This is a genomic window from Pseudomonas sp. Pseusp18, assembly GCF_059506005.1.
This window is the reverse complement of the sequence record NZ_CP169240.1, coordinates 6,069,597-6,093,334: the sequence shown is the minus strand read 5'-3', so window position 1 is coordinate 6,093,334 and position 23,738 is coordinate 6,069,597. Positions and strand designations below refer to the sequence as shown.

General features: G+C 60.3%; 20 protein-coding genes. 15 read left to right on the top strand and 5 right to left on the bottom strand.

What is annotated here, in order from left to right; all coding sequences use genetic code 11:
* The first annotated feature begins 121 nt into the window (after window positions 1–121).
* Complete coding sequence (locus ACEN9A_RS27515) at window positions 122–1,990, top strand: c-type cytochrome (RefSeq protein WP_258671388.1); 1,869 nt, start codon at window positions 122–124, stop codon at window positions 1,988–1,990.
* A gap of 26 nt (window positions 1,991–2,016) precedes the next feature.
* Window positions 2,017–3,267: a metallophosphoesterase family protein gene (locus tag ACEN9A_RS27510; protein WP_258671387.1), complete on the top strand. Its 1,251-nt coding sequence runs from the start codon at window positions 2,017–2,019 to the stop codon at window positions 3,265–3,267.
* Between the two features lie 77 nt (window positions 3,268–3,344).
* On the opposite strand, the gene gbca is transcribed toward ACEN9A_RS27510, so the two are convergent.
* Window positions 3,345–4,640, bottom strand: coding sequence for a glycine betaine monooxygenase oxygenase subunit (gene gbca / locus ACEN9A_RS27505; protein ID WP_019650289.1), 1,296 nt, complete (start codon window positions 4,638–4,640; stop codon window positions 3,345–3,347).
* A 283-nt stretch (window positions 4,641–4,923) separates the two neighbouring features.
* Here gbca and gbcB point away from each other — a divergent pair, with 283 nt between their 5' ends.
* Window positions 4,924–6,024, top strand: coding sequence for a glycine betaine monooxygenase reductase subunit (gene gbcB, locus ACEN9A_RS27500; RefSeq protein WP_258671386.1), 1,101 nt, complete (start codon window positions 4,924–4,926; stop codon window positions 6,022–6,024).
* A 90-nt stretch (window positions 6,025–6,114) separates the two neighbouring features.
* Here gbcB and ACEN9A_RS27495 read toward each other — a convergent pair whose 3' ends face one another.
* Window positions 6,115–6,939, bottom strand: coding sequence for an SDR family oxidoreductase (locus ACEN9A_RS27495; RefSeq protein ID WP_258671385.1), 825 nt, complete (start codon window positions 6,937–6,939; stop codon window positions 6,115–6,117).
* Window positions 6,940–7,280: 341 nt separating this feature from the next.
* Window positions 7,281–8,321 (bottom strand): threonine aldolase family protein, encoded by a 1,041-nt coding sequence (locus ACEN9A_RS27490; protein WP_258671384.1) that lies wholly within the window; start codon window positions 8,319–8,321, stop codon window positions 7,281–7,283.
* Window positions 8,322–8,448: 127 nt separating this feature from the next.
* Here ACEN9A_RS27490 and ACEN9A_RS27485 point away from each other — a divergent pair, with 127 nt between their 5' ends.
* From ACEN9A_RS27485 to fdhA, 8 genes are all read left to right on the top strand, one after another.
* Entirely contained in the window at window positions 8,449–9,165 is a 717-nt protein-coding gene (locus ACEN9A_RS27485) for a conjugal transfer protein TraX (protein ID WP_258671383.1), read from the top strand.
* A gap of 317 nt (window positions 9,166–9,482) precedes the next feature.
* Entirely contained in the window at window positions 9,483–10,736 is a 1,254-nt protein-coding gene (glyA, locus tag ACEN9A_RS27480; protein WP_258671381.1) for a serine hydroxymethyltransferase, read from the top strand.
* Between the two features lie 23 nt (window positions 10,737–10,759).
* Window positions 10,760–12,010: a sarcosine oxidase subunit beta gene (locus tag ACEN9A_RS27475; RefSeq protein ID WP_007936415.1), complete on the top strand. Its 1,251-nt coding sequence runs from the start codon at window positions 10,760–10,762 to the stop codon at window positions 12,008–12,010.
* Window positions 12,011–12,024: 14 nt separating this feature from the next.
* Window positions 12,025–12,354, top strand: coding sequence for a sarcosine oxidase subunit delta (locus ACEN9A_RS27470; protein ID WP_007907563.1), 330 nt, complete (start codon window positions 12,025–12,027; stop codon window positions 12,352–12,354).
* Window positions 12,351–15,368, top strand: coding sequence for a sarcosine oxidase subunit alpha (locus ACEN9A_RS27465; RefSeq protein ID WP_019650294.1), 3,018 nt, complete (start codon window positions 12,351–12,353; stop codon window positions 15,366–15,368). The genes ACEN9A_RS27470 and ACEN9A_RS27465 overlap by 4 nt, the downstream gene beginning before the upstream one ends.
* Before the next feature lie 57 nt (window positions 15,369–15,425).
* Entirely contained in the window at window positions 15,426–16,058 is a 633-nt protein-coding gene (locus ACEN9A_RS27460; protein ID WP_019580687.1) for a sarcosine oxidase subunit gamma, read from the top strand.
* Window positions 16,059–16,254: 196 nt separating this feature from the next.
* Window positions 16,255–17,112 (top strand): formyltetrahydrofolate deformylase, encoded by an 858-nt coding sequence (purU, locus tag ACEN9A_RS27455; protein ID WP_018928799.1) that lies wholly within the window; start codon window positions 16,255–16,257, stop codon window positions 17,110–17,112.
* Between the two features lie 152 nt (window positions 17,113–17,264).
* Window positions 17,265–18,464, top strand: coding sequence for a formaldehyde dehydrogenase, glutathione-independent (fdhA, locus tag ACEN9A_RS27450; RefSeq protein WP_019580688.1), 1,200 nt, complete (start codon window positions 17,265–17,267; stop codon window positions 18,462–18,464).
* Window positions 18,465–18,538: 74 nt separating this feature from the next.
* Here fdhA and ACEN9A_RS27445 read toward each other — a convergent pair whose 3' ends face one another.
* Window positions 18,539–18,886, bottom strand: a complete 348-nt coding sequence (locus tag ACEN9A_RS27445) for a hypothetical protein (protein ID WP_258671377.1) — start codon at window positions 18,884–18,886, stop codon at window positions 18,539–18,541.
* A 232-nt stretch (window positions 18,887–19,118) separates the two neighbouring features.
* Between ACEN9A_RS27445 and ACEN9A_RS27440 the strand changes: the two genes are divergently transcribed.
* Entirely contained in the window at window positions 19,119–19,733 is a 615-nt protein-coding gene (locus tag ACEN9A_RS27440) for a DUF2780 domain-containing protein (RefSeq protein ID WP_258671376.1), read from the top strand.
* Between the two features lies 1 nt (window position 19,734).
* Here the strand turns inward: ACEN9A_RS27440 and yihG are convergent, their stop codons facing one another.
* Complete coding sequence (gene yihG / locus ACEN9A_RS27435; RefSeq protein ID WP_019650296.1) at window positions 19,735–20,619, bottom strand: 1-acylglycerol-3-phosphate O-acyltransferase, YihG family; 885 nt, start codon at window positions 20,617–20,619, stop codon at window positions 19,735–19,737.
* Between the two features lie 337 nt (window positions 20,620–20,956).
* On the opposite strand from yihG, the gene rloA2 reads away from it, so the two are divergent.
* Genes rloA2 through creC form a run of 3 tightly spaced genes read left to right on the top strand, consistent with a single transcriptional unit; the run spans window position 20,957 to window position 23,639 of the window.
* Window positions 20,957–21,463, top strand: a complete 507-nt coding sequence (rloA2, locus tag ACEN9A_RS27430; protein WP_018928803.1) for a retropepsin-like aspartic peptidase RloA2 — start codon at window positions 20,957–20,959, stop codon at window positions 21,461–21,463.
* Window positions 21,464–21,522: 59 nt separating this feature from the next.
* Window positions 21,523–22,212, top strand: coding sequence for a two-component system response regulator CreB (creB, locus tag ACEN9A_RS27425; RefSeq protein WP_258671374.1), 690 nt, complete (start codon window positions 21,523–21,525; stop codon window positions 22,210–22,212).
* A complete protein-coding gene (creC, locus tag ACEN9A_RS27420) occupies window positions 22,212–23,639 on the top strand; it encodes a two-component system sensor histidine kinase CreC (RefSeq protein WP_258671373.1) in 1,428 nt (475 codons plus the stop codon). Before creB ends, creC begins: the two co-directional genes overlap by 1 nt.
* The last annotated feature ends 99 nt before the right edge of the window (window positions 23,640–23,738 follow it).

The window sequence follows — 23,738 nt, the reverse complement described above, 5'->3', positions numbered from 1 at the left end:
TCGATCAGATACACCGCGTTTTCTGGTTTTACGACTGCTTTGCAGCCGAACGGGAGCAAGCTCCCTCGCCACAATAGCCGTGTGCTGACTTGGGATTGGCGACTACAAGGAAATGGATGCCATGGACAGTTACATCCGCTGGTTTCAACGCTTCATCTGGATAGGCATCGCAATGAACATGGTCTTCGCGATTCCGGCGCTGTTTGCACCGGCGTTGCTGACCTCGATGCTCGGGATGCCTCCACAACTCTCCGATCCTTGGCTGGAGAACGCCGGCATGTTGCTGGTGGGGATCAGCCTTTTTTACATGCCGTCAGGCTTCAATGCCCCCAAATACGTGGTGCATTCGTGGCTGTGCGTATTGTCGCGGTTGGTCGCCGTGGCGTTCTGGATTTACCTGATCAACACCAGCAACCAGGCCCAGGTGTTCGTGCCGATGCTGCTGGGCGACCTGGGCATGTTCCTGATCCTCGGGATTCTGCTGTACCTGGGCAGCGCGCCGGCCAATCGGCCGTTCGCCCTGCTTCGCGATGGCTGGCGTGAGTGGTGCGCAGCGTGGGCGCGACGCTGGCGGCGGCACAGCTTCAAGGTCGCCACGCTGGTCGTGGTGCTGGCGCTGGGGTTTATCGGCTACGAAACCTGGTACCAGATGCTGCGAGTGGTGCCGGCCGAGCGATACGCTTCTGACGAAGACCACTACAAATACGCCGCCATCGGGCTGGGCATCGAAGCACGGATTCCCTATTACCTGTTCGCCGTGTTGCCGCAGATGTGCCCGGAGAAACTGCCGAAGCCCGGCGGTTACGAAGTGTTCGGTTTCCTCTACGAGAACGGCAAGGACCTGCCGATCGGCATGGCCAAGCGGCAGATCGGCTACCCGACCGTGGAGCCCAACTGCGCCTTGTGCCACACCGGCTCCTACCGCGCCAATGCCAGCGACGTTGCGACCCCGGTGGCCTCCGCGCCGGCCAATACCCTGCAGCTGCAGGCCTTCCAGTGGTTCGCCTACGATTGCGCGAGTGACCCCAAATTCACGCCTGACGCGGTGATGACGGCGATCAACAGCAAGTTTCAGCTTGGGTTCTTCGAGCGCCTGTACAACCGTTATCTGATCATCCCGATGGCCACCAGCGCGCTGATCAAACAAAAGCAGGCCTATGCCTGGCAGAAGCTGCGCGCACCGCAAGGGCCGGGGCGTACCGACACCTTCAACCCGACGAAAATGGTGGTGTTCGGCTTCCCGGATGACTCGACCATCGGCACCGTCGACTTGCCGCAAGTCTGGAACCAGAAACCCCGGGAGTCGCTGTACCTGCACTGGGACGGCAACAACAACGATATCCATGAGCGCAACTACGCGGCGGCCATGGCCGTGGGCGCGACGCCGGAGTCGGTGCTGCCGGACAGTTTCAACCGGGTGACCAATTGGCTGCTGGGCCACAAGGCACCGGCCTGGCCGTTCGCGCTGGATCAGGCCAAAATCGCCCGGGGCAAGCCGGTCTGGGAAAAAAATTGCGCCGGTTGCCATGACTTCGGCCGCACCGACACCGGTCAGGTCACCACCACTATTGATGAACTGGGCACCGATCCCCATCGGCTGAACTCGTTCACCACCGGTTTAGTGACAGCCTTCCACGGCTTCAAGAAACCGCCGTTCGACTTTGGCGCTTACCGCAAGACCCAGAGCTACAGCAACACGCCCACCGACGGCATCTGGTTGCGCGCGCCGTACTTGCACAACGGTTCGGTGCCGACCCTGTGGGATTTGCTGCAACCACCGGAACTGCGGCCGCAGGTGTTCTTCACCGGCTCCGACATTTACGACAAGGACAAGGTCGGCTTCGTCACCGGTGGCGAGCAGGTGAAAGCCTCGGCGGACTTCAAATACGACACGCGCCTGGAGGGCAACCACAACGGTGGTCACCTGTACGGCACGCAATTGTCGGAACTCGATAAGCGGGCGCTCATCGAGTTCATGAAAACCCTGTGATTCCACTACGGATGGAGGAAGTCGACATGTCATTGGTCAGTCATTGGGAACATGAGTACGTCAAGGTCAAGCTACGTTTGCATGGTTTGGTCACCCGCCTGGAAATGGCCTGGAAGAAGCTCGTCAGTGAGCTTGAGCCTGAGGAGTACCAGGCCATCGTCGCGCTGCTGCAGCGGGGGCACGATCAGGCGCAATACGTGCTCAAGCACGGCGACATGCCGGACGATCAACCGAGTGTGCCGTGGGAGTTGTCCCACGGCTTGTCGATCTTGCACATCGGCAACGCCAGCCCCTTGCCGCAATCGGTAGATGAACTGCAAACCCGAGTGCTCAAGGACGGTAGCCTGCTCGGTTGTCGCAAATGGGAGCTGCTGGATCTGTTGTGGAGCGAAGCGCTGCTCAAGTGGATCGAGAACCTGCGGCATCACGCACCGTTCGCCACCAATCCGGCGTTGATGCGCATGGACAGTGACGTGACCCTGGCCATCGCCGGCGACTGGGGCACCGGGCCGTTCGACAGTCATGCCCCGGCGGTAGCGGTGGCCAATCAGATGCAACTGGCCCAGGCCGACTTCACCATCCATTTGGGGGATGTGTATTACGCCGGCACCCGCTCCCAGGAAGACGTCGACATGGTCGGCTGGCCGATGGGCAAGCACGGCTCGTTCACCCTCAACTCCAACCACGAGATGTACAGCGGCGCCCATGGCTACTTCAAGGAACTGGCCAAGCGTTTTCCAGCACAGCAGGGCACCAGTTATTTTGCGTTGTACAACGATGACTGGCTGGTGGTCGGGATCGACTCGGCTTATGCCTCCAGTCCAATCAACCTGTATATGGACGGCGCGCTGAACAAGCAGCAGATCGACTGGATGAAAGACTTGCCCAAACGCAAGAAGATCATGGTGCTCAGTCATCACCAGGGCTTTGACATTACCGGGCGTGACAAGACCGCGTTGTACAAGCCGGTGTGCGATGCCTTGGGACGCGAGCCGGATTACTGGTATTGGGGGCATTTGCATAACGGCATCTGCTATGCCACTCAAGGTGGCTTGCATGCACGTTGCGCAGGGCATGGGGCGATTCCCTATGGCAATGCCAGCGAGCTGAACGGGCATCCGGGGGTGCTGTGGTCGGAAACGCAGAATGCGCGGGATGAGGCGTACCCGGATCGGGTGTTGAACGGTTATGTGAAGGTGCGGCTGGTGGGGGAGAACATCGAAGAGACGTTTATTGGCGAGGATGGTTCGGTGCGGTGGTCTTCGGTATTACAGTAATTGTGCGTTGCCGTTGAAAAGATCGCAGCCTGCGGCAGCTCCTACAGGTGCCGCAGGCTGCGATCTTTTGATCTTGATTAACCCTGAACCGGCACGCCTTTGAGGTAAGGCGCAGGCTCGGCCCCGAGGTTGTTCAGCAGGCGCTCGCTGTACCAGTCCACGAAGTTCACCACACCAAACTCATAGGTCTTGGAGTAAGGCCCTGGCTGGTACGCGGTGGAGTTGATCCCGCGCTGGTTCTCTTCGGCCAGGCGACGGTCCTGGTCGTTGGTCGCATCCCAGACCTGGCGCATGCGCTCCACGTCGTAGTCCACGCCTTCGACCGCGTCCTTGTGGACGATCCACTTGGTGGTGACCATGGTTTCCTGGGCGCTGATCGGCCACACGGTGAACACGATGATGTGGTCGCCCATGCAGTGGTTCCACGAGTGCGGCAGGTGCAGGATGCGCATCGAGCCCAGGTCCGGGTTCTTGATGCGGCCCATCAGTTTGGCGCAGCCCTGTTTGCCGTCCATGGTCATCGATACGGTGCCCTTGAGCAGCGGCATGCGCACGATACGGTTACGCAGGCCGAAACTGGCGTGGGCGTAAGGGATCTTCTCGGCTTCCCAGGCAGCGGCGGAAGCGGCTACGTGGTCCTTGAAGGCCTGGTCGGCACGCGGGTCGGTGACGTCGTCCCATTCCAGCAGGGTTTTCAGCAATTCGGGGTGTGAACCGCCGCAGTGGTAGCACTCGCGGTTGTTTTCCAGCACCAGTTTCCAGTTGGCTTTTTCCATCAAGGTGGTTTGCACCGCCACCTTGGTGTTCTCCATGTCGTACGGTTCCATGTAATGGCTGAGCGTCGACAGGAAGTCATCGATGGCCGGCGGGTTTTCTGCCAGGCTGATGAAGATGTAACCGCCGGCGGTCTTCACGTTCACCGGTTTGAGGCCGTATTGCTTCATGTCGAAGTCGGCGCCCATTTCGGTGCCGGCGAACAGCAGGCGACCGTCCAGCTCGTACGTCCACTGGTGGTAGTGGCAGACCAGTTTGGCGACCTTGCCTTTTTCACTGGTGCACAGCCGTGAACCGCGGTGGCGGCAGACGTTGTGGAACGCATGCACCACGCCATCGGCGCCGCGAATCACGATGATCGGGTTCTTGCCGACTTGCAGCGTCAGGTAGTTGCCCTTGGTCGGGATCTCGCAGGTCATGCCGGCGATCAACCACTCTTTCTGGAAGATTTCCTGCATGTCGATATCAAACAGCCGCTCGTCAGAGTAAAACGGCTGCGGCAGCGAGAAAGTGCGCTCGCGCTCTTGCAGCATCTGCGCAGTGGCCTTGCGTGCGGGTTCCAGTGGATCGCCCAGGCTCAGGGTAGTGGTGACGTCCATCGTTTAATCCTCAAGGCCATTCTGTGTGGCCGGCGAAAGTGGCTAATCAGGTTTGCTACGCAAGGTGTAAAGGTTGTGTCTTGGTATGGGGCGAGTGTGGGGCCGGCGCTCCCCGGAACCTTATCCATGGGCGACATGGCCCAATCTGTTCCCGACGCGCAACCCCCGGTAATTGGGGGCTGGTCGCGATAAGTATGTCAATGTCGCAGATAGGTAAATGGCGGGGCTGCTCTATACGCAGAATCGCCAACATAAAGGCCGGTAGTCGGCCGTGGAGATCAGCATGTCCAACAACTTCCTGAACCCGGTAACCACCCAGACCTGGGCCAATGGTCGACACATTGTCCGTTGCGTCAAAGTCATCCAGGAAACCTGGGATGTGCGCACCTTCTGCTTTATGGCCGACCAGCCGATCATGTTCTTCTTCAAACCGGGGCAATTCGTCACCCTGGAGCTGGAAATCGAAGGCCAGCAGATCATGCGTTCGTACACCATTTCCAGCTCGCCGTCGGTGCCATACAGCTTCTCGGTGACGATCAAGCGCGTACCGGGCGGCAAGGTCTCGAACTGGTTGCATGACACCCTGCATGAAGGCTACGAACTGGCGGTGCACGGCCCGGTCGGGCTGTTCAACGCCATCGACTTTCCGAACCCGAAAGTGCTGTACCTCAGCGGCGGCGTGGGCATCACCCCGGTGATGTCCATGGCGCGCTGGTTCTTCGATACCAACGGCAATGTCGATATGGCCTTCATCCATAGCGCCCGCTCGCCGAAAGACATCATTTATCACCGCGAGCTGGAGCACATGGCGTCGCGGATCGAAAACTTCAGCCTGCACCTGATCTGCGAGAAACACGGTTTTGGTGAGCCGTGGGCCGGATACCGCGGTTATCTCAACCACAAGATGCTCGAACTGATGGTCCCGGACTTCCTTGAGCGGGAAGTGTTCTGCTGCGGCCCAACGCCATACATGAACGCGGTCAAGCGCTTGCTGGAGAACGCCGGCTTCAATATGAAGCGCTACCACGAAGAGTCCTTCGGCGCCACGCCGCCAGAGGCAATCGCCGATGCAGAGGAACACGCTGAACAAGCGGCCGACGCCCCCGCAATCGACGCCGCCGACCTGAACCAGGTGGAATTCACCGCCTCCGGCAAAAGCATCCGCGTGGCCCCGGGCGAAACCGTTCACGCCGCTGCCGCCAAACTGGGCCTGATGATCCCCAAGGCTTGCGGCATGGGCATCTGCGGCACCTGCAAGGTAATGAAGCTTGCCGGCGAAGTGGAAATGGAACACAACGGCGGGATTACCGAGGAAGACGAAGCCGAAGGGTTCATCCTGTCTTGCTGCAGCGTGCCGAAGGGTGACGTGCGGATCGAGTATTGATCGGTCGAGATGACCACTGAATAACTCCCGTAGAAGCTGCCGAAGGCTCGGGCCGCGTTCGGCAGCTCCTACAGGGTGTGTGTAGATCCATCAATCAACGAACAGATCCGGCATCAGCAGCGCGTCGCTGTCCGGTGCATACCGATACCCTTCAAAATCCGTCACCCCATGCTCGCCCAAAATCTCCTCATCGATCAGCAACCGACCGGTAATGCTGCGACAGCTGCTGTCGAGAATGATGTGGGCGGCATCCGCCATGATCGCGGGTGTGCGGGCATGTTTGAATGATTCGCGCGATCCGAGCTGAAACTCGATTGCCGCGGTGGCGATCATGGTCTGCGGCCATAGAGAGTTGACGCTGATACCGTAGGCGGCGAATTCCTCGCTCATGCCCAGGGTGAGCATGCTCATGCCGTACTTGGTGACGGTGTAGGGGCTGTATTGGGCGAACCATTTGGTGGCCAGGTTCAGCGGCGGTGACAGGTTGAGGATGTGGCCGCTGGATTTTTTCAGATAGGGCAGGGCGGCCTGGCTGCACAGCAGCACGGCGCGGGTGTTGATCTGGTGCATCAGGTCGAAGCGCTTGAGTTCGATGTGCTGCACGCCGGTCAGCTTGATCGCTCCTGCATTGTTGATCAGTGCGTCGATGCCGCCGAAATGTTCGCTGGCGTCAGCCATCGCGTGGCGCACAATGGCTTCCTCGCGCACATCCACCTCCAATGCCAGCGCCTTGCCGCCCGCAGCTTCGACTTCCGCCGCAACGCTGAAGATGGTGCCGGGCAGTTTGGGGTGAGGGGCGGCGCTTTTCGCGGCAATCACGATGTTGGCCCCGTCGCGCGCGGCCCGCAGCGCAATCTCGCGACCAATCCCGCGACTGGCGCCGGTGATGAACAGGGTTTTGCCTTGTAATGACATGCGGACGCTCCCGATTGGCGTGATCCGAGCGGATCGAAACGGCTCGCAGTCAATGTAGACCAACTCGTGCGGGACTGTGGCAAGGGGGCAAGCCCCTCGCCATAAGATCTCTTGCCAATCAAATAGCTGAGGTCGAGCGCAGAACCTGTGGCGAGGGAGCTTGCTCCCGTTGGGTTGCGAAGCAGCCCCAAAGCCTGAGCATGCGGTCTGTCAGGTGGACCGCGTTGGCTGGTTTTACGACTGCTGCGCAGCCGAGCGGGAGCAAGCTCCCTCGCCACAAAGTCGCATTTCAACCAAATAGCTGAGGTGGAACACAGAGCCTGTGGCTGGGAGGGAGGGAGTCAGGCCGCCATCACGTGCCGAATATCCGCCGCCAGTTCCCGCACGCGTTCTTCTTCGGTGTCCCACGAGCACATGAACCGTGCGCCGCCGTTGCCGATGAAGGTGTAGAAGCGCCAGCCCTTGGCGGTCAGTGCGGCGATGGCCGGCTCGGAGAGTTGCAGGAACACACCGTTGGCCTGCACCGGGAACATCAGCTCGACGCCAGGAATGTCGCTCACCAGTTCGGCCAGCAACTGCGCGCAGTGGTTGGCGTGGCGGGCGTATTTAAGCCAGGCGTCGTTTTCCAGAATCCCGACCCAGGGGGCCGAGAGGAAGCGCATCTTCGACGCCAGTTGCCCAGCCTGCTTGCAGCGGTAGTCGAAATCTTCGGCCAGTTTGTGGTTGAAGAACAGAATCGCTTCGCCCACCGCCATGCCGTTTTTCGTACCGCCAAAGCACAGCACGTCGACGCCGGCCTTCCAGGTCAGGTCGGCTGGCGAGCAACCCAGATACGCGCAGGCGTTGGAGAAACGAGCACCGTCCATGTGCAGGTTCAAGCCCAGTTCTTTACAGGTGACGCTGATGGCGCGGATTTCTTCCGGGGTGTACACGCTGCCGACTTCAGTGGCCTGGGTCAGGGTCACGACGCGTGGTTTGGGATAGTGGATGTCCTGGCGCTTGAGAGCAATTTCGCGGATCGATTCCGGCGTCAGCTTGCCGTTTTCGGTGCGGGCGATGAGCAGCTTGGAACCGTTGGAGAAAAACTCCGGTGCGCCGCATTCGTCGGTTTCGACGTGGGCGGTTTCCGAGCAGATCACGCTGTGGTAACTCTGGCACAGCGACGACAGGGCCAACGAGTTGGCCGCGGTGCCGTTGAAAGCGAAGAACACTTCGCAGTCGGTTTCGAACAGCTTACGGAATTGATCGGACGCGCGTGCGGTCCACTCATCGTCGCCGTAAGCGCGTTGGTGGCCGTGGTTGGCCTGTTCCATGGCAGCCCAGGCTTCAGGGCAAATACCGGAATAGTTGTCGCTGGCGAATTGTTGGCTCTTGTCGGTCATGGCCGGCTTCCGTGATCGAGGCGCTTGTGGCGCTTCGTTGGTCAATGATGATGTGCACTTTACCGAAGATCGTCCGGGGAGCACACGGGATGAGTCTGTCAGAAAAATACAAACACCTTGGGCAATTATGCACATGACGCAGAGGGACGGTGCACTGGATCTGCTCAAGTGGCTGGCGCTGTTGAGCATGGTGCTCGATCACCTGCGATATGTCGGTTATTCCCTCGATCTGCTGTATGTGCCGGGCAGACTGGCGTTCCCGTGGTTCTGTCTGGCGATGGCGGCGAACCTGGCGCGTGTCCGTACAGTGACGACCGACGGCCAGTGGCGCTACCTCGGTTGGTTGTTGCTGTTCAGTGCCCTGAGCGAAATTCCGTATCGGATGTACATTCCTGATCACGACACCTTGAATGTATTGCCTACGCTGGTCATGGGGTTGCTGGTGGCCCGTGGCTGGCAGCACGGGCCAGTTCAGTCGCGTCTGTTGGCGGTCGTTGCCTTGGTGCTGGCGGCACTGTTCCCGCAGCGACTGATGTTCGGTTTCTTCGGCGTGCTGTTGCCGCTGGCGATGTTGCTGGTGATCCAGCGGCCCTGGTATTTCGGCCTGTTGCCGGGGCTGGTGTGCCTGGCGGCCAATCAATGGCAAGTGCTGTACTCCGCTGCCTGGTTCGGCAGCGGTGCGGCGATTTTGGGTATTGTCGTTTGTCTGATTGCGCCATTGTCGGGCCTGCTGCTATTGCGACATGCCCAAGGCATCCAGCCACCGCCGATGCGCCGCTGGGCCTATGCCCTTTATCCTGGGCATTTCCTCGCGCTTCTGGCCTTGCGCCAACTCGTCGCCTGACGCCCGTCCCCTGTGGCGAGGGAGCTTGCTCCCGCTGGGCTGCGCAGCAGACCCAAACCCGGCGCATGTGGTTAGTCAGTTAGATCGAATTTGTCGGTTTCACGACTGCTTCGCAGTCGAGCGGGAGCAAGCTCCCTCGCCACAGGAGTGTTCGCCCGTTCACCCATTTCGGCCCATGTCGTAAACGCACCTTTGCGTGGCGTCCATAGGCATTTGACCTGTCTGCGCCGGTCATACCATCGCTATCAAAGGGCACTGCCGAAATGCCAGTGCCTCACCGAGACGAAAGGCGCACCGCCGCCGCTGGGAGAGACGCGATGTTCAGCAAGCAAGACCAGATTCAGGGTTACGACGATGCACTGCTGGCGGCGATGAATGCCGAGGAGCAACGCCAGGAAGATCACATCGAGCTGATCGCGTCAGAGAACTACACCAGCAAGCGCGTGATGGAAGCGCAAGGCAGTGGCCTGACCAACAAATACGCCGAAGGCTATCCGGGCAAGCGCTACTACGGTGGCTGCGAGCACGTCGACAAGGTTGAAGCCCTGGCCATCGAACGCGCCAAGCAATTGTTCGGTGCCGATTACGCCAACGTGCAGCCGCACTCCGGTTCTTCGGCCAACAGCGCCGTTTATCTGGCCCTGCTGCAAGCCGGCGACACCATTCTGGGCATGAGCCTGGCCCACGGCGGTCACTTGACCCACGGCGCCAAAGTGTCGTCCTCGGGCAAGCTGTACAACGCTGTGCAGTACGGCATCGACACCGACACCGGTCTGATCAACTACGACGAAGTCGAGCGCCTGGCCGTCGAGCACAAACCAAAAATGATCGTTGCCGGTTTCTCGGCCTACTCCAAGACCCTCGACTTCCCACGTTTCCGCCAGATCGCTGACAAGGTCGGTGCCCTGCTGTTCGTCGACATGGCTCACGTCGCCGGTCTGGTCGCTGCTGGCCTGTACCCGAACCCGCTGCCTTACGCCGACGTAGTGACCACCACCACCCACAAGACCCTGCGCGGTCCACGTGGTGGGCTGATCCTGGCCAAGGCCAACGAAGAAATCGAGAAGAAGCTCAACGCCGCGGTATTCCCTGGTGCCCAGGGCGGCCCGTTGATGCACGTCATCGCCGGTAAAGCAGTGTGCTTCAAGGAAGCACTGGAGCCTGGCTTCAAGGCCTACCAGCAACAAGTGATCGACAACGCCAAGGCAATGGCCGGCGTATTTATCAAACGCGGCTACGATGTAGTGTCCGGCGGTACCGATAACCACCTGTTCCTGGTCAGCCTGATCCGTCAGGGCCTCACCGGTAAAGAGGCGGACGCAGCACTCGGTCGCGCCCACATCACCGTGAACAAGAACGCTGTCCCGAACGATCCACAGTCGCCGTTCGTGACCTCCGGCCTGCGTATCGGCACCCCGGCGGTGACCACTCGCGGCTTCAAGGTTACCCAGTGTGTTGAACTGGCTGGCTGGATCTGCGACATCCTCGACAACCTCGGCGACGCCGATGTCGAGGCCAATGTCGCGCAGCATGTGGCAGCCCTGTGCGCGGACTTCCCGGTTTATCGCTGAGCGCGGTTTTGGAGTAAATGACTATGCAACGCTATTCGGGCTTCGGCCTCTTCAAACACTCCCTCAGCCACCATGAAAACTGGCAGCGCATGTGGCGTACGCCGACCCCGAAAAAGGTCTACGACGTGGTCATCGTCGGCGGTGGCGGGCATGGTCTGGCGACCGCCTACTACCTGGCCAAGGAACACGGCATCACCAACGTGGCCGTGGTCGAGAAGGGCTGGCTGGGCGGCGGTAACACCGCGCGCAACACCACCATCGTGCGCTCCAACTACCTGTGGGACGAGTCGGCACACCTGTACGAACACGCGATGAAATTGTGGGAAGGCCTGTCCCAGGACCTGAACTACAACGTGATGTTCTCCCAGCGTGGCGTCTACAACCTGTGCCACACCCTGCAGGACATTCGTGATTCCGAGCGTCGGGTCAGCGCCAACCGCCTCAACGGCGTGGACGGCGAACTGCTCGATGCCAAGCAAGTGGCAGACGAGATCCCGTACCTCGACTGCTCCAAGAACACCCGCTACCCGGTGATGGGCGCTACCGTCCAGCGTCGCGGCGGCGTGGCCCGTCACGATGCCGTGGCGTGGGGCTTTGCCCGTGCCGCCGACGCCTTGGGCGTGGACCTGATCCAACAGACCGAAGTGATCGGTTTCCGTAAGGAAAACGGTGTGTGCATCGGTGTTGAAACCAACAAGGGCTTCATCGGCGCCAAGCGCGTCGGCGTGGTGACTGCCGGTAACTCCGGGCACATGGCCAAACTTGCCGGTTTCCGCCTGCCGATCGAATCGCACCCGCTGCAAGCGCTGGTGTCCGAGCCGATCAAGCCGATTATCGACAGCGTGATCATGTCCAACGCCGTACACGGTTACATCAGCCAGTCCGACAAGGGCGACCTGGTGATCGGCGCCGGTATCGACGGCTACAACGGCTACGGCCAGCGTGGTTCGTACCCGGTGATCGAGCACACCATCCAGGCCATCGTCGAGATGTTCCCGGTGCTGTCGCGCGTACGCATGAACCGTCAGTGGGGCGGCATCGTCGACACCACGCCGGATGCGTGCCCGATCATCTCGAAGACTCCGGTACCGAACATGTTCTTCAACTGCGGTTGGGGCACCGGTGGCTTCAAGGCTACACCTGGCTCGGGCAACGTGTTTGCCGCAAGCCTGGCCAAGGGTGAAATGCACCCATTGGCTGCACCTTTCTCCATCGACCGCTTCCACAGCGGTGCGTTGATCGACGAACACGGCGCTGCAGCAGTCGCCCACTAACAGGAGAAATCCCTATGTTGCATATCTTCTGTCCTCACTGTGGCGAACTGCGCTCCGAAGAGGAATTCCATGCATCCGGCCAGGCGCACATCCCGCGTCCACTGGATCCGAACAGCTGCACCGACGAGGAGTGGGGCGACTACATGTTCTTCCGCGATAACCCTCGCGGTCTGCACCACGAACTGTGGGATCACGTCGCCGGTTGCCGTCAGTACTTCAACGTGACCCGTGACACCGTGACCTACGAGATTCTCGAAACCTACAAGATCGGCACCAAGCCGCAGTTCACCGACAAGACCGACAGCCCGAAAGCGGCCGCCACGGCTCTGGGAGAGAAGGTATGAGCCAGATCAATCGCCTGTCCAACGGCGGACGCATCGACCGCAACAAAGTGCTGAGTTTCACCTTCAACGGCCAGGTCTACAAAGGTTTTGAAGGCGACTCGCTGGCCGCAGCCTTGCTGGCCAACGGTGTCGATATCGTCGGCCGCAGCTTCAAGTATTCGCGCCCACGCGGCATCTTCGCCGCCGGTGCCGAAGAGCCGAACGCCGTGCTGCAGATCGGTGCGACCGAAGCCACGCAGATCCCGAACGTACGCGCCACGCAACAAGCGCTGTATCAAGGCCTGGTCGCCACCAGCACCAACGGCTGGCCAAGCGTGAACAACGACATGATGGGGATTCTCGGCAAGGTCGGCGGCAAGCTGATGCCACCGGGCTTCTACTACAAAACCTTCATGTACCCGCAATCGTTCTGGATGACTTACGAGAAGTACATTCGTAAGGCAGCCGGTCTTGGCCGTTCGCCGACCGAGAACGATCCGGACACCTACGACTACATGAACCAGCACTGCGACGTGCTGATCGTCGGCGCTGGCCCTGCGGGTCTGGCGGCTGCACTGGCGGCTGCCCGCAGCGGCGCCCGTGTGATCCTGGCCGATGAGCAGGAAGAGTTTGGTGGTAGCCTGCTCGACTCCCGCGAAAGCCTCGATGGCAAACCAGCTACCGAGTGGGTTGCCAGCGTCATCGCCGAGCTGAAAAACACCCCTGACGTGCTGCTGTTGCCGCGCGCCACGGTCAACGGTTACCACGACCATAACTTCCTGACCATTCACGAGCGCCTCACCGATCACCTCGGCGACCGCGCTCCGATCGGCCAGGTGCGTCAGCGCATCCACCGGGTTCGCGCCAAGCGCGTGGTGCTGGCGACAGGTAGCCACGAGCGTCCACTGGTTTACGGCAACAACGACGTGCCGGGCAACATGCTCGCCGGCGCTGTGTCGACTTATGTACGTCGCTATGGCGTGGCACCGGGCAAGAAACTGGTGCTGTCGACCAACAACGACCACGCCTACCGCGTTGCCCTGGACTGGCTCGACGCCAGCCTGCAAGTGGTGGCCATCGCCGACGCCCGCAGCAACCCTCGCGGTGCGCTGGTGGAAGAAGCGCGCGCCAAAGGCATTCGCATCCTGACCGGCAGCGCCGTGATCGAGGCCCGTGGCAGCAAGCACGTGACCGCCGCTCGCGTTGCAGCGATTGATGTAAAAGCACACACCGTGACCAGCCCGGGCGAATGGCTCGATTGCGACCTGGTCGCCAGTTCCGGCGGTTACAGCCCAGTGGTTCACCTGGCTTCGCACCTGGGTGGCAAGCCGATCTGGCGTGAAGACATCCTCGGTTTCGTACCGGGCGAAGCACCGCAGAAACGCGTGTGCGTCGGTGGCATCAACGGCGTCTACAGCCTCGGCGATTCGTTGGCCGATGGTTTTGAAGGCGGTGCTCGCGCTGCCAGCGAAGCTGGTTTCGGCAAGGTCGAAGGCGTACTGCCCAAAGCCCTGAGCCGACTCGAAGAGCCGACGCTGGCGCTGTTCCAGGTGCCTCACGAAAAAGCCACTGCCCGTGCGCCGAAGCAATTCGTCGACCTGCAGAACGACGTCACCGCAGCCGCCATCGAACTGGCGACCCGCGAAGGTTTCGAATCGGTCGAGCACGTCAAGCGCTACACCGCACTGGGCTTTGGCACCGATCAGGGCAAGCTCGGCAACGTCAACGGCTTGGCCATCGCCGCCCGTTCGCTGAACGTGACCATCCCGCAGATGGGCACCACCATGTTCCGCCCGAACTACACGCCGGTGACTTTCGGCGCCGTGGCCGGTCGTCACTGTGGGCACATCTTCGAGCCGGTTCGCTTCACCGCGCTGCATCACTGGCACGTGAAGAACGGCGCCGAGTTCGAAGACGTCGGTCAGTGGAAACGTCCTTGGTACTTCCCGAAAAACGGTGAAGACCTGCATGCCGCGGTCAAGCGCGAATGCAAAGCCGTGCGCGACAGCGTCGGCCTGCTGGACGCTTCGACCCTGGGCAAGATCGACATCCAGGGCCCGGACTCCCGCGAGTTCCTCAACCGTATCTACACCAACGCCTGGACCAAGCTCGACGTGGGCAAGGCGCGCTACGGCCTGATGTGTAAAGAAGACGGCATGGTGTTCGACGACGGCGTGACTGCATGCCTGGCCGACAACCATTTCGTGATGACCACCACCACCGGCGGCGCTGCGCGCGTGCTGCAATGGCTGGAAATCTACCACCAGACCGAATGGCCAGACCTGAAGGTGTACTTCACTTCCGTGACGGATCACTGGGCAACCATGACCCTGTCCGGGCCGAACAGCCGCAAGCTGCTCAGCGAAGTCACCGACGCCGACCTGAGCAACGAAGCCTTCCCGTTCATGACCTGGAAAGAAGCCCTGGTCGGTGGCGTGCCGGCGCGGATTTTCCGGATTTCGTTTACCGGTGAGCTGTCGTACGAAGTCAACGTGCAGGCCGACTATGCGATGGGCGTGCTGGAAAAAATTGTCGATGCTGGCAAGAAGTACAACCTGACGCCATATGGCACTGAAACCATGCACGTACTGCGGGCCGAGAAGGGCTTCATCATCGTCGGTCAGGACACTGACAGTTCGATGACCCCGGACGACCTGAACATGGGCTGGTGTGTCGGTCGCACCAAACCGTTCTCGTGGATCGGCTGGCGTGGCATGAACCGTGAAGACTGCGTGCGTGATCAGCGCAAACAGCTGGTTGGCCTGAAGCCGATCGATCCGACCAAATGGTTGCCGGAAGGTGCTCAACTGGTGTTCAACACCAAGCAAGCCATCCCGATGACCATGGTGGGCCACGTGACTTCCAGTTACCTGCACAACTCCCTGGGCTATTCGTTTGCCATGGGCGTGGTGAAAGGCGGCTTGAAGCGCATGGGTGAGCGGGTGTTCGCACCGCTGGCCGACGGCAGCGTGATCGAGGCGGAAATCGTTTCTTCGGTGTTCTTCGATCCGAAAGGCGATCGCCAGAACGTGTAATCGATCACCCCCCGCGCCAGGCGCGGGGGGCGACAAAGAATTCAGGACAGGTGCTTTATGACCGCAGCCAATGTTTACCAACAACGCCCAACCACTGGGGCCAAGGCCGAGTCGTCGCTGCATCACGCCGACCTCGCCAGCCTGGTGGGCAAGGGTCGCAAAAACGCCGGCGTGATCGTGCGTGAGAAAAAACTCCTCGGTCACCTGACCATCCGTGGCGATGGCCACGACGCCGCGTTCGCTGCTGGTGTGCACAAGGCCCTTGGCATCGAATTGCCAGGTGCGCTGACCGTGATCATCAAAGGCGAAACCAGCCTGCAATGGATGGGGCCGGATGAATGGCTGCTGATCGTGCCGACCGGTGAAGAATTCGCCGCCGAGAAAAAACTCCGTGAAGCGCTGGGCGACCTGCACATTCAGATCGTCAACGTCAGCGGTGGCCAGCAGATCCTCGAACTCAGCGGCCCGAACGTACGTCAAGTGCTGATGAAATCCACCAGCTACGACGTGCACCCCAACAACTTCCCGGTGGGCAAGGCTGTTGGCACAGTGTTCGCCAAGTCGCAACTGATGATCCGCCATACCGCCGAAGACACCTGGGAACTGCTGATTCGCCGCAGCTTCTCGGATTACTGGTGGTTGTGGTTGCAGGATGCGGCGGCTGAGTACGGGCTTAGCGTCCAGGCGTAATTAGGTTTGTGACTGCTTTTGTGGCGAGGGAGCTTGCTCCCGCTCGGCTGCGCAGCAGTCGTAAACCCTGCCTCCGCGTTCCTTCTGCAGGAATGCGGATGTTGATTTTGGGGTCGCTTCGCAACCCAGCGGGAGCAAGCCCCCTCGCCACAGAGTTCTCTCTGATCACAGATGTTGCAGCAGGAGTCACCGCACTATGAGCCGCGCCCCAGACACATGGATTCTGACCGCCGACTGCCCAAGCGTCCTCGGCACCGTGGATGCGGTGACCCGCTTTCTGTTCGAGCAGGGCTGCTACGTCACCGAGCACCACTCCTTTGATGACCGGCTCTCAGGCCGTTTCTTCATCCGAGTGGAGTTTCGGCAACCCGACGCTTTCGACGAACAAGCCTTCCGCGCAGGCCTGGCGGAGCGTGGTGCCGCCTTCGGGATGGTCTTCGAGCTGACCCCGCCGAACTACCGGCCGAAAGTGGTGATCATGGTCTCCAAGGCCGATCACTGCCTCAACGACTTGCTCTACCGCCAGCGCATCGGCCAGTTGTCGATGGACGTGGTCGCGGTGGTCTCCAACCACCCGGACCTCAAGCCGTTGGCCGACTGGCACCAGATTCCGTACTACCACTTTCCGTTGGACCCCAACGACAAACCATCGCAAGAGCGCCAGGTCTGGCAGGTGATCGAAGAAGCCGGCGCCGAGCTGGTGATCCTTGCCCGCTACATGCAGGTTCTGTCGCCAGAGCTGTGCCGCAAACTCGACGGCAAGGCGATCAACATTCACCACTCGCTGCTGCCGGGCTTCAAGGGCGCCAAGCCGTATCACCAGGCCTACAACAAAGGCGTGAAACTGGTCGGCGCCACGGCGCATTACATCAACAACGATCTGGATGAAGGTCCGATCATCGCCCAAGGCGTGGAAGCCGTTGATCACAGTCACTATCCCGAAGACTTGATCGCCAAGGGGCGGGATATCGAAGGGCTGACGTTGGCGCGGGCCGTGGGTTATCACATTGAAAGACGCGTGTTCCTTAACGCTAACAGGACAGTTGTTCTCTAGCGTTTTTACTGCCTGAAAAGATCGCCTGTCTCTGTAGACGCTGCCGAAGGTTCGGGCCGCGTTCGGACGATCTTTTGATTTATCGAGCAATCAACGCGCCGCCGTTTCCTGGCGACGCGACCGCTACATAAAAACAACAGCGAGGTGAAAGCATGTCTGGTAATCGTGGTGTGGTGTATCTCGGCGCAGGCAAGGTCGAAGTACAGAAAATCGACTATCCCAAAATGCAGGACCCGCGCGGCAGGAAGATCGAGCACGGTGTCATCCTGCGCGTAGTTTCCACCAACATCTGTGGTTCCGATCAGCACATGGTGCGCGGGCGTACCACCGCTCAGACCGGTCTGGTGCTGGGCCACGAGATCACGGGTGAAGTGATCGAGAAGGGTAGCGGTGTCGAGAACCTGCAGATCGGCGACTTGGTGTCGGTACCTTTCAACGTTGCCTGTGGCCGTTGCCGTTCGTGCAAAGAGCAACATACTGGCGTCTGCCTGAGCGTTAACCCGGCGCGTCCGGGCGGTGCCTATGGTTATGTCGACATGGGTGACTGGACCGGTGGCCAGGCTGAATACGCGTTCGTGCCGTATGCCGACTTCAACCTGCTGAAACTTCCAGATCGCGACCGGGCCATGGAAAAAATCCGTGACCTGACCTGTCTCTCCGACATCCTGCCGACCGGTTACCACGGCGCAGTGACTGCCGGCGTTGGCCCTGGCAGCACCGTGTACGTCGCCGGCGCCGGCCCGGTTGGCCTGGCAGCTGCCGCTTCCGCTCGCCTGCTGGGTGCTGCGGTGGTGATCATCGGTGACGTCAACCCGATCCGCCTGGCCCATGCCAAGGCTCAGGGCTTCGAAATCGCTGACCTGTCGACAGACACCCCGCTGCACGAACAAATCGCTGCACTGTTGGGCGAACCGGAAGTGGACTGCGCCGTCGATGCCGTAGGCTTCGAAGCTCGCGGTCACGGCCATGCCGGCGTGAAGCACGAGGCTCCGGCCACCGTGCTCAACTCGCTGATGGGCGTGGTTCGCGTCGCTGGCAAAATCGGTATTCCTGGCCTGTACGTCACCGAAGATCCGGGTGCAGTGGATGCTGCCGCGAAAATGGGCAGCCTGAGCATCCGCTTCGGCCTGGGCTGGGCCAAATCCCACAGCTTCCACACCGGCCAGACGCCAGTGATGAAGTACAACCGCCAGCTGATGCAGGCGATCATGTGGGACCGCATCAAGATTGCCGACATCGTCGGTGTGGAAGTCATCAGCCTGGATGATGCGCCACGGGGTTACGGCGAGTTCGATGCCGGCGTGCCGAAGAAGTTTGTGATCGATCCGCACAAGTTGTTTAGTGCGGCATAAGTAAAAAAACGGGCGGCCCTTGGGTCGCCCGTTTTTTATATGAATCAAAGGTACTCAGTAAAAGGTACCCGGCATTAGCTTGCCTTGAGCTTCAGATAAGGAACCGCTGTCTCGCCATTCTCTACTAACGTTTTGCCGCCGTAGCTGCAGATGGAGCCATCAAAGCTTTCGGCTTTCAGTTCGTATTTTTTGGCCAGATAATCATCGTTGGTAGCCATTGTGACGCCAGTCCATGTTTTGCCATTGGCGGTCGCGGTGTATTTGTAACCTTCATTGAAAGGGGCGGGAATATTCTTGTCGTCACTTGTATAAGGCGATGATTTGATATCACCCACTTTAGGGCAGGTGCTGACGTCTGCTGCATAAACATTGCCCATCAGCGCCATCATTGCAAACACACCCACCGCAATTTTGCTTTGCATTATTTAGTACTCCATTACGTAATTGGAGTGCCAATGCTGGTGGGCTTTCCTTTTTGTGCCTACTGTCAGATTTGATAGTTTTTTATGCTGTTTTCGAATCGTTAGTAGCTTAATTATTCGAATATGAAATAAGCGAACTAGACAAGGAACATGCCTCCGGATACCCGGTCCAATCGGCAGTTTTGCCGCTCCCGTTACCGGGCGGTTTTTCATGGCACAAGAGGATGTCTGGATGAACGTTTCACGCGGTTTTGCACTGGCATCGCTCATGGTTGTCGCTTCGTTGACGACGCTGGCCGCCAGCCCGGCTTTTGCACAGTTAAGCCTCAGCGATGCGGTCAAGGCGGTGTCATCGATGCAGGACGACGAGGATGTCGAGGGTGTCGAGGCCGATGATGTCGACGGCATCGTGGCGGCGGCGCCCAAGGCGGCCGGTTTGCTTAATACCCTGGGTTCGCAGCTCGACATTACCCCGGAGCAGGCCATCGGCGGTGCCGGTGCGATGCTGGGGCTGGCGAGGAATCAGCTCAGCGGCCAGGACTTCTCCGAACTGAGCAAAACCGTGCCGGGCCTCGCTCAGATCGCCGGCAACAGCGCGATCAGTGGCCTGACTGGCTTGGGTGGGTTGCTCGGTGCGGGTTCAGACAAGAATGCGTTGCTCAATGGCTTGCTGGGTAACGTCAAGGACACCAAGGACCTGAACAACGCCTTCAGCGCCCTGGGCATGGACACCGGGATGGTCGGCGTGTTTGCCCCGGTGATCCTGCAATACCTCGGTCAGCAAGGCGTTGCCGGTTCGTTGCTGCAAAACCTCGGCGGGATCTGGGGCACAGGCGCCGGTAGCTGAGTCAGCCCTCTGCGCGTAGTGCCTGGATGCGCCGGTCTTTCTCGATCCAGAGCTGGTTGACCCAGTTCTGGATTGTTTCGCGAAACTCCGGATCGTTTTCGTAATCGCCTTGCCACAGCGCCGGGTCCAGTTCGCGGGTGTGGATGTCGATGATCACCTTGGGTACGTTGCCGCTGAGCAAATCCCAGAACCCCGGAATCTTCTGCTGCGCATACACCACCGTCACATCGAGAATGGCGTCCAACTGTTCGCCCATCGCCGCCAGCACGAACGCCACGCCGCCCGCCTTGGGCTTGAGCAGGTGGGTGAACGGTGACTGTTGTTGGGCGCTTTTCGCCGCGGTGTAGCGGGTGCCTTCCAGGTAGTTGACCACGGTCACCGGCTGGCGCTTGTACAACTCGCAGGCTTGTTTGGTGATCTCCAGGTCCTTGCCGGCCAGCTCCGGGTGCTTCTCCAGGAACGCCTTGCTGTAGCGCTTCATGAACGGATAGTCCAACGCCCACCAGGCCAGGCCCAGGAACGGCACCCAGATCAATTCTTTCTTGAGGAAGAACTTGAAGAACGGCGTGCGCCGGTTCAGTGCCTGGATCAGCGCCGGGATATCGACCCAGGACTGATGGTTACCGATCACCAGATACGAGGTGTCGCCGCGCAGCTCATCGCCGCCGCGAATATCCCATTGGGTGGGAATGCACAGGCGGAAGATCAGCTTGTCGATCTCGGCCCAGGTCTCGGCAATCCACATCACCGCCGCCGAGGCGTAATCGCGAAAGCGCCCGGGCAGGAGCAGTTTGAGCAGCGCGAACACCATCAAAGGCCCGAACAGGACCAGCGTGTTAAGCAATAGCAGCAGGGTAACGAAACAGCCGGTGAGCAGGCGGCGCATAGATAACTCTTGAAAGCGTGTGGGCGCGCCATGATAAGCAGCTTCGGGTGACAGGCCAAATCACCGATGACGAATGTTTCACCTTTGCGGCGATATGCTCTCGACGTATCGACAATTGCCTTTGTGGCGAGGGAGCTTGCTCCCGCTGGGCTGCGTAGCGGCCCCAAAACCAGGCACCGCGATTTTCAGGTGTACCGCAGGCAACGGTTTTACGAGTGCTGCGCACCCGAACGGGAGCAAGCTCCCTCGCCACAAAAGTGGGAAGTGGTCCAACTATCGTTGTTTTTTGCGGTCTAGAATTCGGCCATGCGTCCACATCCTCAAGGAAGCCCCTTACGTGAAATCTCTCCTTGCACTGCTTGCCCTCGTGACCTTGCCGGTTCTGGCCGCTGAGCCGACCCTTTACGGGCGTTACGAATACATCGCGCTGCCGGAAATCGGCGGTGAAGTCCTCAAGGCCAAAATGGACACCGGTGCCCTGACCGCATCGCTGTCGGCCAAAGACATCGAAACCTTCACCCGCGACGGCGACGAGTGGGTGCGCTTTCGCCTCGCCACCAAAGGCGCGAGCAACAAGGTCTATGAACACAAGGTCGCGCGTATCAGCAAGATCAAGAACCGTGCCGATGAAGAAGATGAAGACAAGGCCGTGAGCGAAGTGACCAAGCGCCCAGTGGTCGATCTGGAACTGTGCCTGGGCAACGTCAAGCGCACCGTCGAGGTCAACCTCACCGACCGCAGCAGCTTCAATTACCCGTTGCTGATCGGCGCCAAAGCCCTGCGCGAGTTTGGCGCGGCAGTGAACCCGGCGCGTCGCTTTACAGCCGACAAACCCGACTGCTGATTGACGGCGAATCAGCCTTGGGGCACCGTTCGTCCACTTAACCAGCGGGCTCGGACGCCATGCCTCATATCCTGATTGTCGAAGACGAAGCGGCGATTGCCGACACCCTGATTTTCGCCTTGCAGGGCGAGGGCTTTACCACCACCTGGTTGAGCCTTGGCGCGGCGGCGCTCGAACATCAGCGCGCCACGCCGGCCGACCTGATCATTCTCGATATCGGCCTGCCGGATATCAGCGGCTTCGAGACCTGCAAGCAATTGCGGCGTTTCAGCGAAGTGCCGGTGATGTTCCTCAGTGCACGTGACGCCGAGATCGACCGCGTGGTGGGCCTGGAAATCGGCGCCGACGACTACGTGGTCAAGCCGTTCAGCCCTCGGGAAGTGGCGGCGCGGGTCCGGGCGATTCTCAAGCGCATGGCGCCACGACCGGTGGCGGAGATGTCGGAGGTGGCTTCAGCGCTGTTTCGCATCGACGGCGAACGGGTGCAGATCAGCTATCGCAACCAGCCGCTGAGCCTGACTCGCCATGAGTTTCGTTTGCTGCAATGCCTGCTGGAACAACCTGAGCGAGTCTTCAGTCGCGAGCAATTGCTCGATGCGCTGGGTGTGTCCGCCGATGCCGGTTACGAGCGCAGCATCGACAGCCATATCAAGAGCGTGCGCGCCAAGTTGCGCCTGGTGAAGGCCGACGCCGAGCCGATCCAGACTCATCGCGGCCTCGGCTACAGCTACAGCCCGGGGCACAGCTGATGTCACTGGGGATCCGGATTTTTCTGGTCTACGTGCTGTTCATCGGCCTGACCGGCTACTTCGTGCTCAACACCGTGATGGAAGAAGTCCGCCCCGGTGTGCGCCAGTCCACTGAAGAAACCCTGGTGGACACCGCCAACCTGATGGCCGAGATCCTGCGCGACGACTTCAAGGCCGGCACCCTCAGCCAGAACCGCTGGCCCGAGTTGCTCAAGGCTTATGGCGAGCGGCAACCGAAGGCGAAAATCTGGGGCCTGTCGAAGAATCAGGTCAATCACCGCATTTACGTCACCGATGCCAAGGGCATTGTGGTGCTGGATTCCAGCGGGATTGCGGTGGGCCAGGACTACTCGCGCTGGAACGACGTCTACCTGACTCTGCGTGGCGAGTACGGCGCGCGTTCGACGCGCAGCAACCCCGATGACTCGAACTCGTCGGTGATGCACGTCGGGGCACCGATTCGCGACAACGGCCAGATCATCGGCGTGGTGACCGTGGCCAAACCCAACAGCTCACTGCAGCCTTACGTCGATCGCACCGAACGGCGATTGCTGACGTATGGCGCCGGATTGATTGGCCTCGGTTTGTTGTTCGGTGCGCTGTTGTCCTGGTGGCTGAGCGCGGCACTGCGGCGGTTGACGGCTTATGCCCAGGCCGTCAGCGAAGGTCGACGGGTCGAGGTGCCGCATTACCGCGGCGGCGAGCTGGAGCAACTGGCCACGGCGCTGGAGCACATGCGTACCCAACTCGAGGGCAAAGCCTACGTCGAGCGTTATGTGCACACCCTGACCCATGAATTGAAAAGCCCGCTGGCGGCGATTCGCGGCGCGGCGGAGCTGCTGCAAGGCGAAATGCCGCCGGCCCAGCAGCAGCGCTTCGTCAGTAACATCGACAGCGAAAGTGCGCGCATGCAGCAGTTGATCGAGCGACTGCTGAATCTGGCGCAGGTTGAACAACGCCAAGGATTGGAGGAGCGGGTGGCGGTGCCATTGGCGGGCCTGGTGGAAGAACTGTTGAACGCGCAGGCTGCGCGAATCGAAGGCAAGCAATTGCGTGTGGAACGGCAAATTGCAGCGGATCTGAATCTGCTTGGCGAGCCGTTTCTGTTGCGCCAGGCGCTGGGCAATCTGCTGGAGAATGCCTTGGACTTCACCCCAGCGCACGGCGTGCTGCGATTGTGTGCCGAGCGAGTCGGTGAGCAGATCGAGTTCAGGCTGTTCAACCAGGCCGAAGCGATTCCCGACTATGCGTTGCCACGCTTGAGCGAGCGCTTCTACTCACTGCCGCGTCCGGACAGTGGACGCAAGAGCACCGGTTTGGGGCTCAACTTCGTTGAGGAAGTGGTCAAGCTGCATGGCGGTGCGATGAGTATCGGCAACGTCGACGGCGGTGTTCAAGTGCGTTTGCGGTTGCCTTCAAGCCGCTGAAGATCGCAGCCTTCGTCAGCACCTGCGCCGAGCGCAAATTCCACACACTCTCCACATTCTTCCCACAAAACCCCCACATACCCAATCCAGACTTTCCCC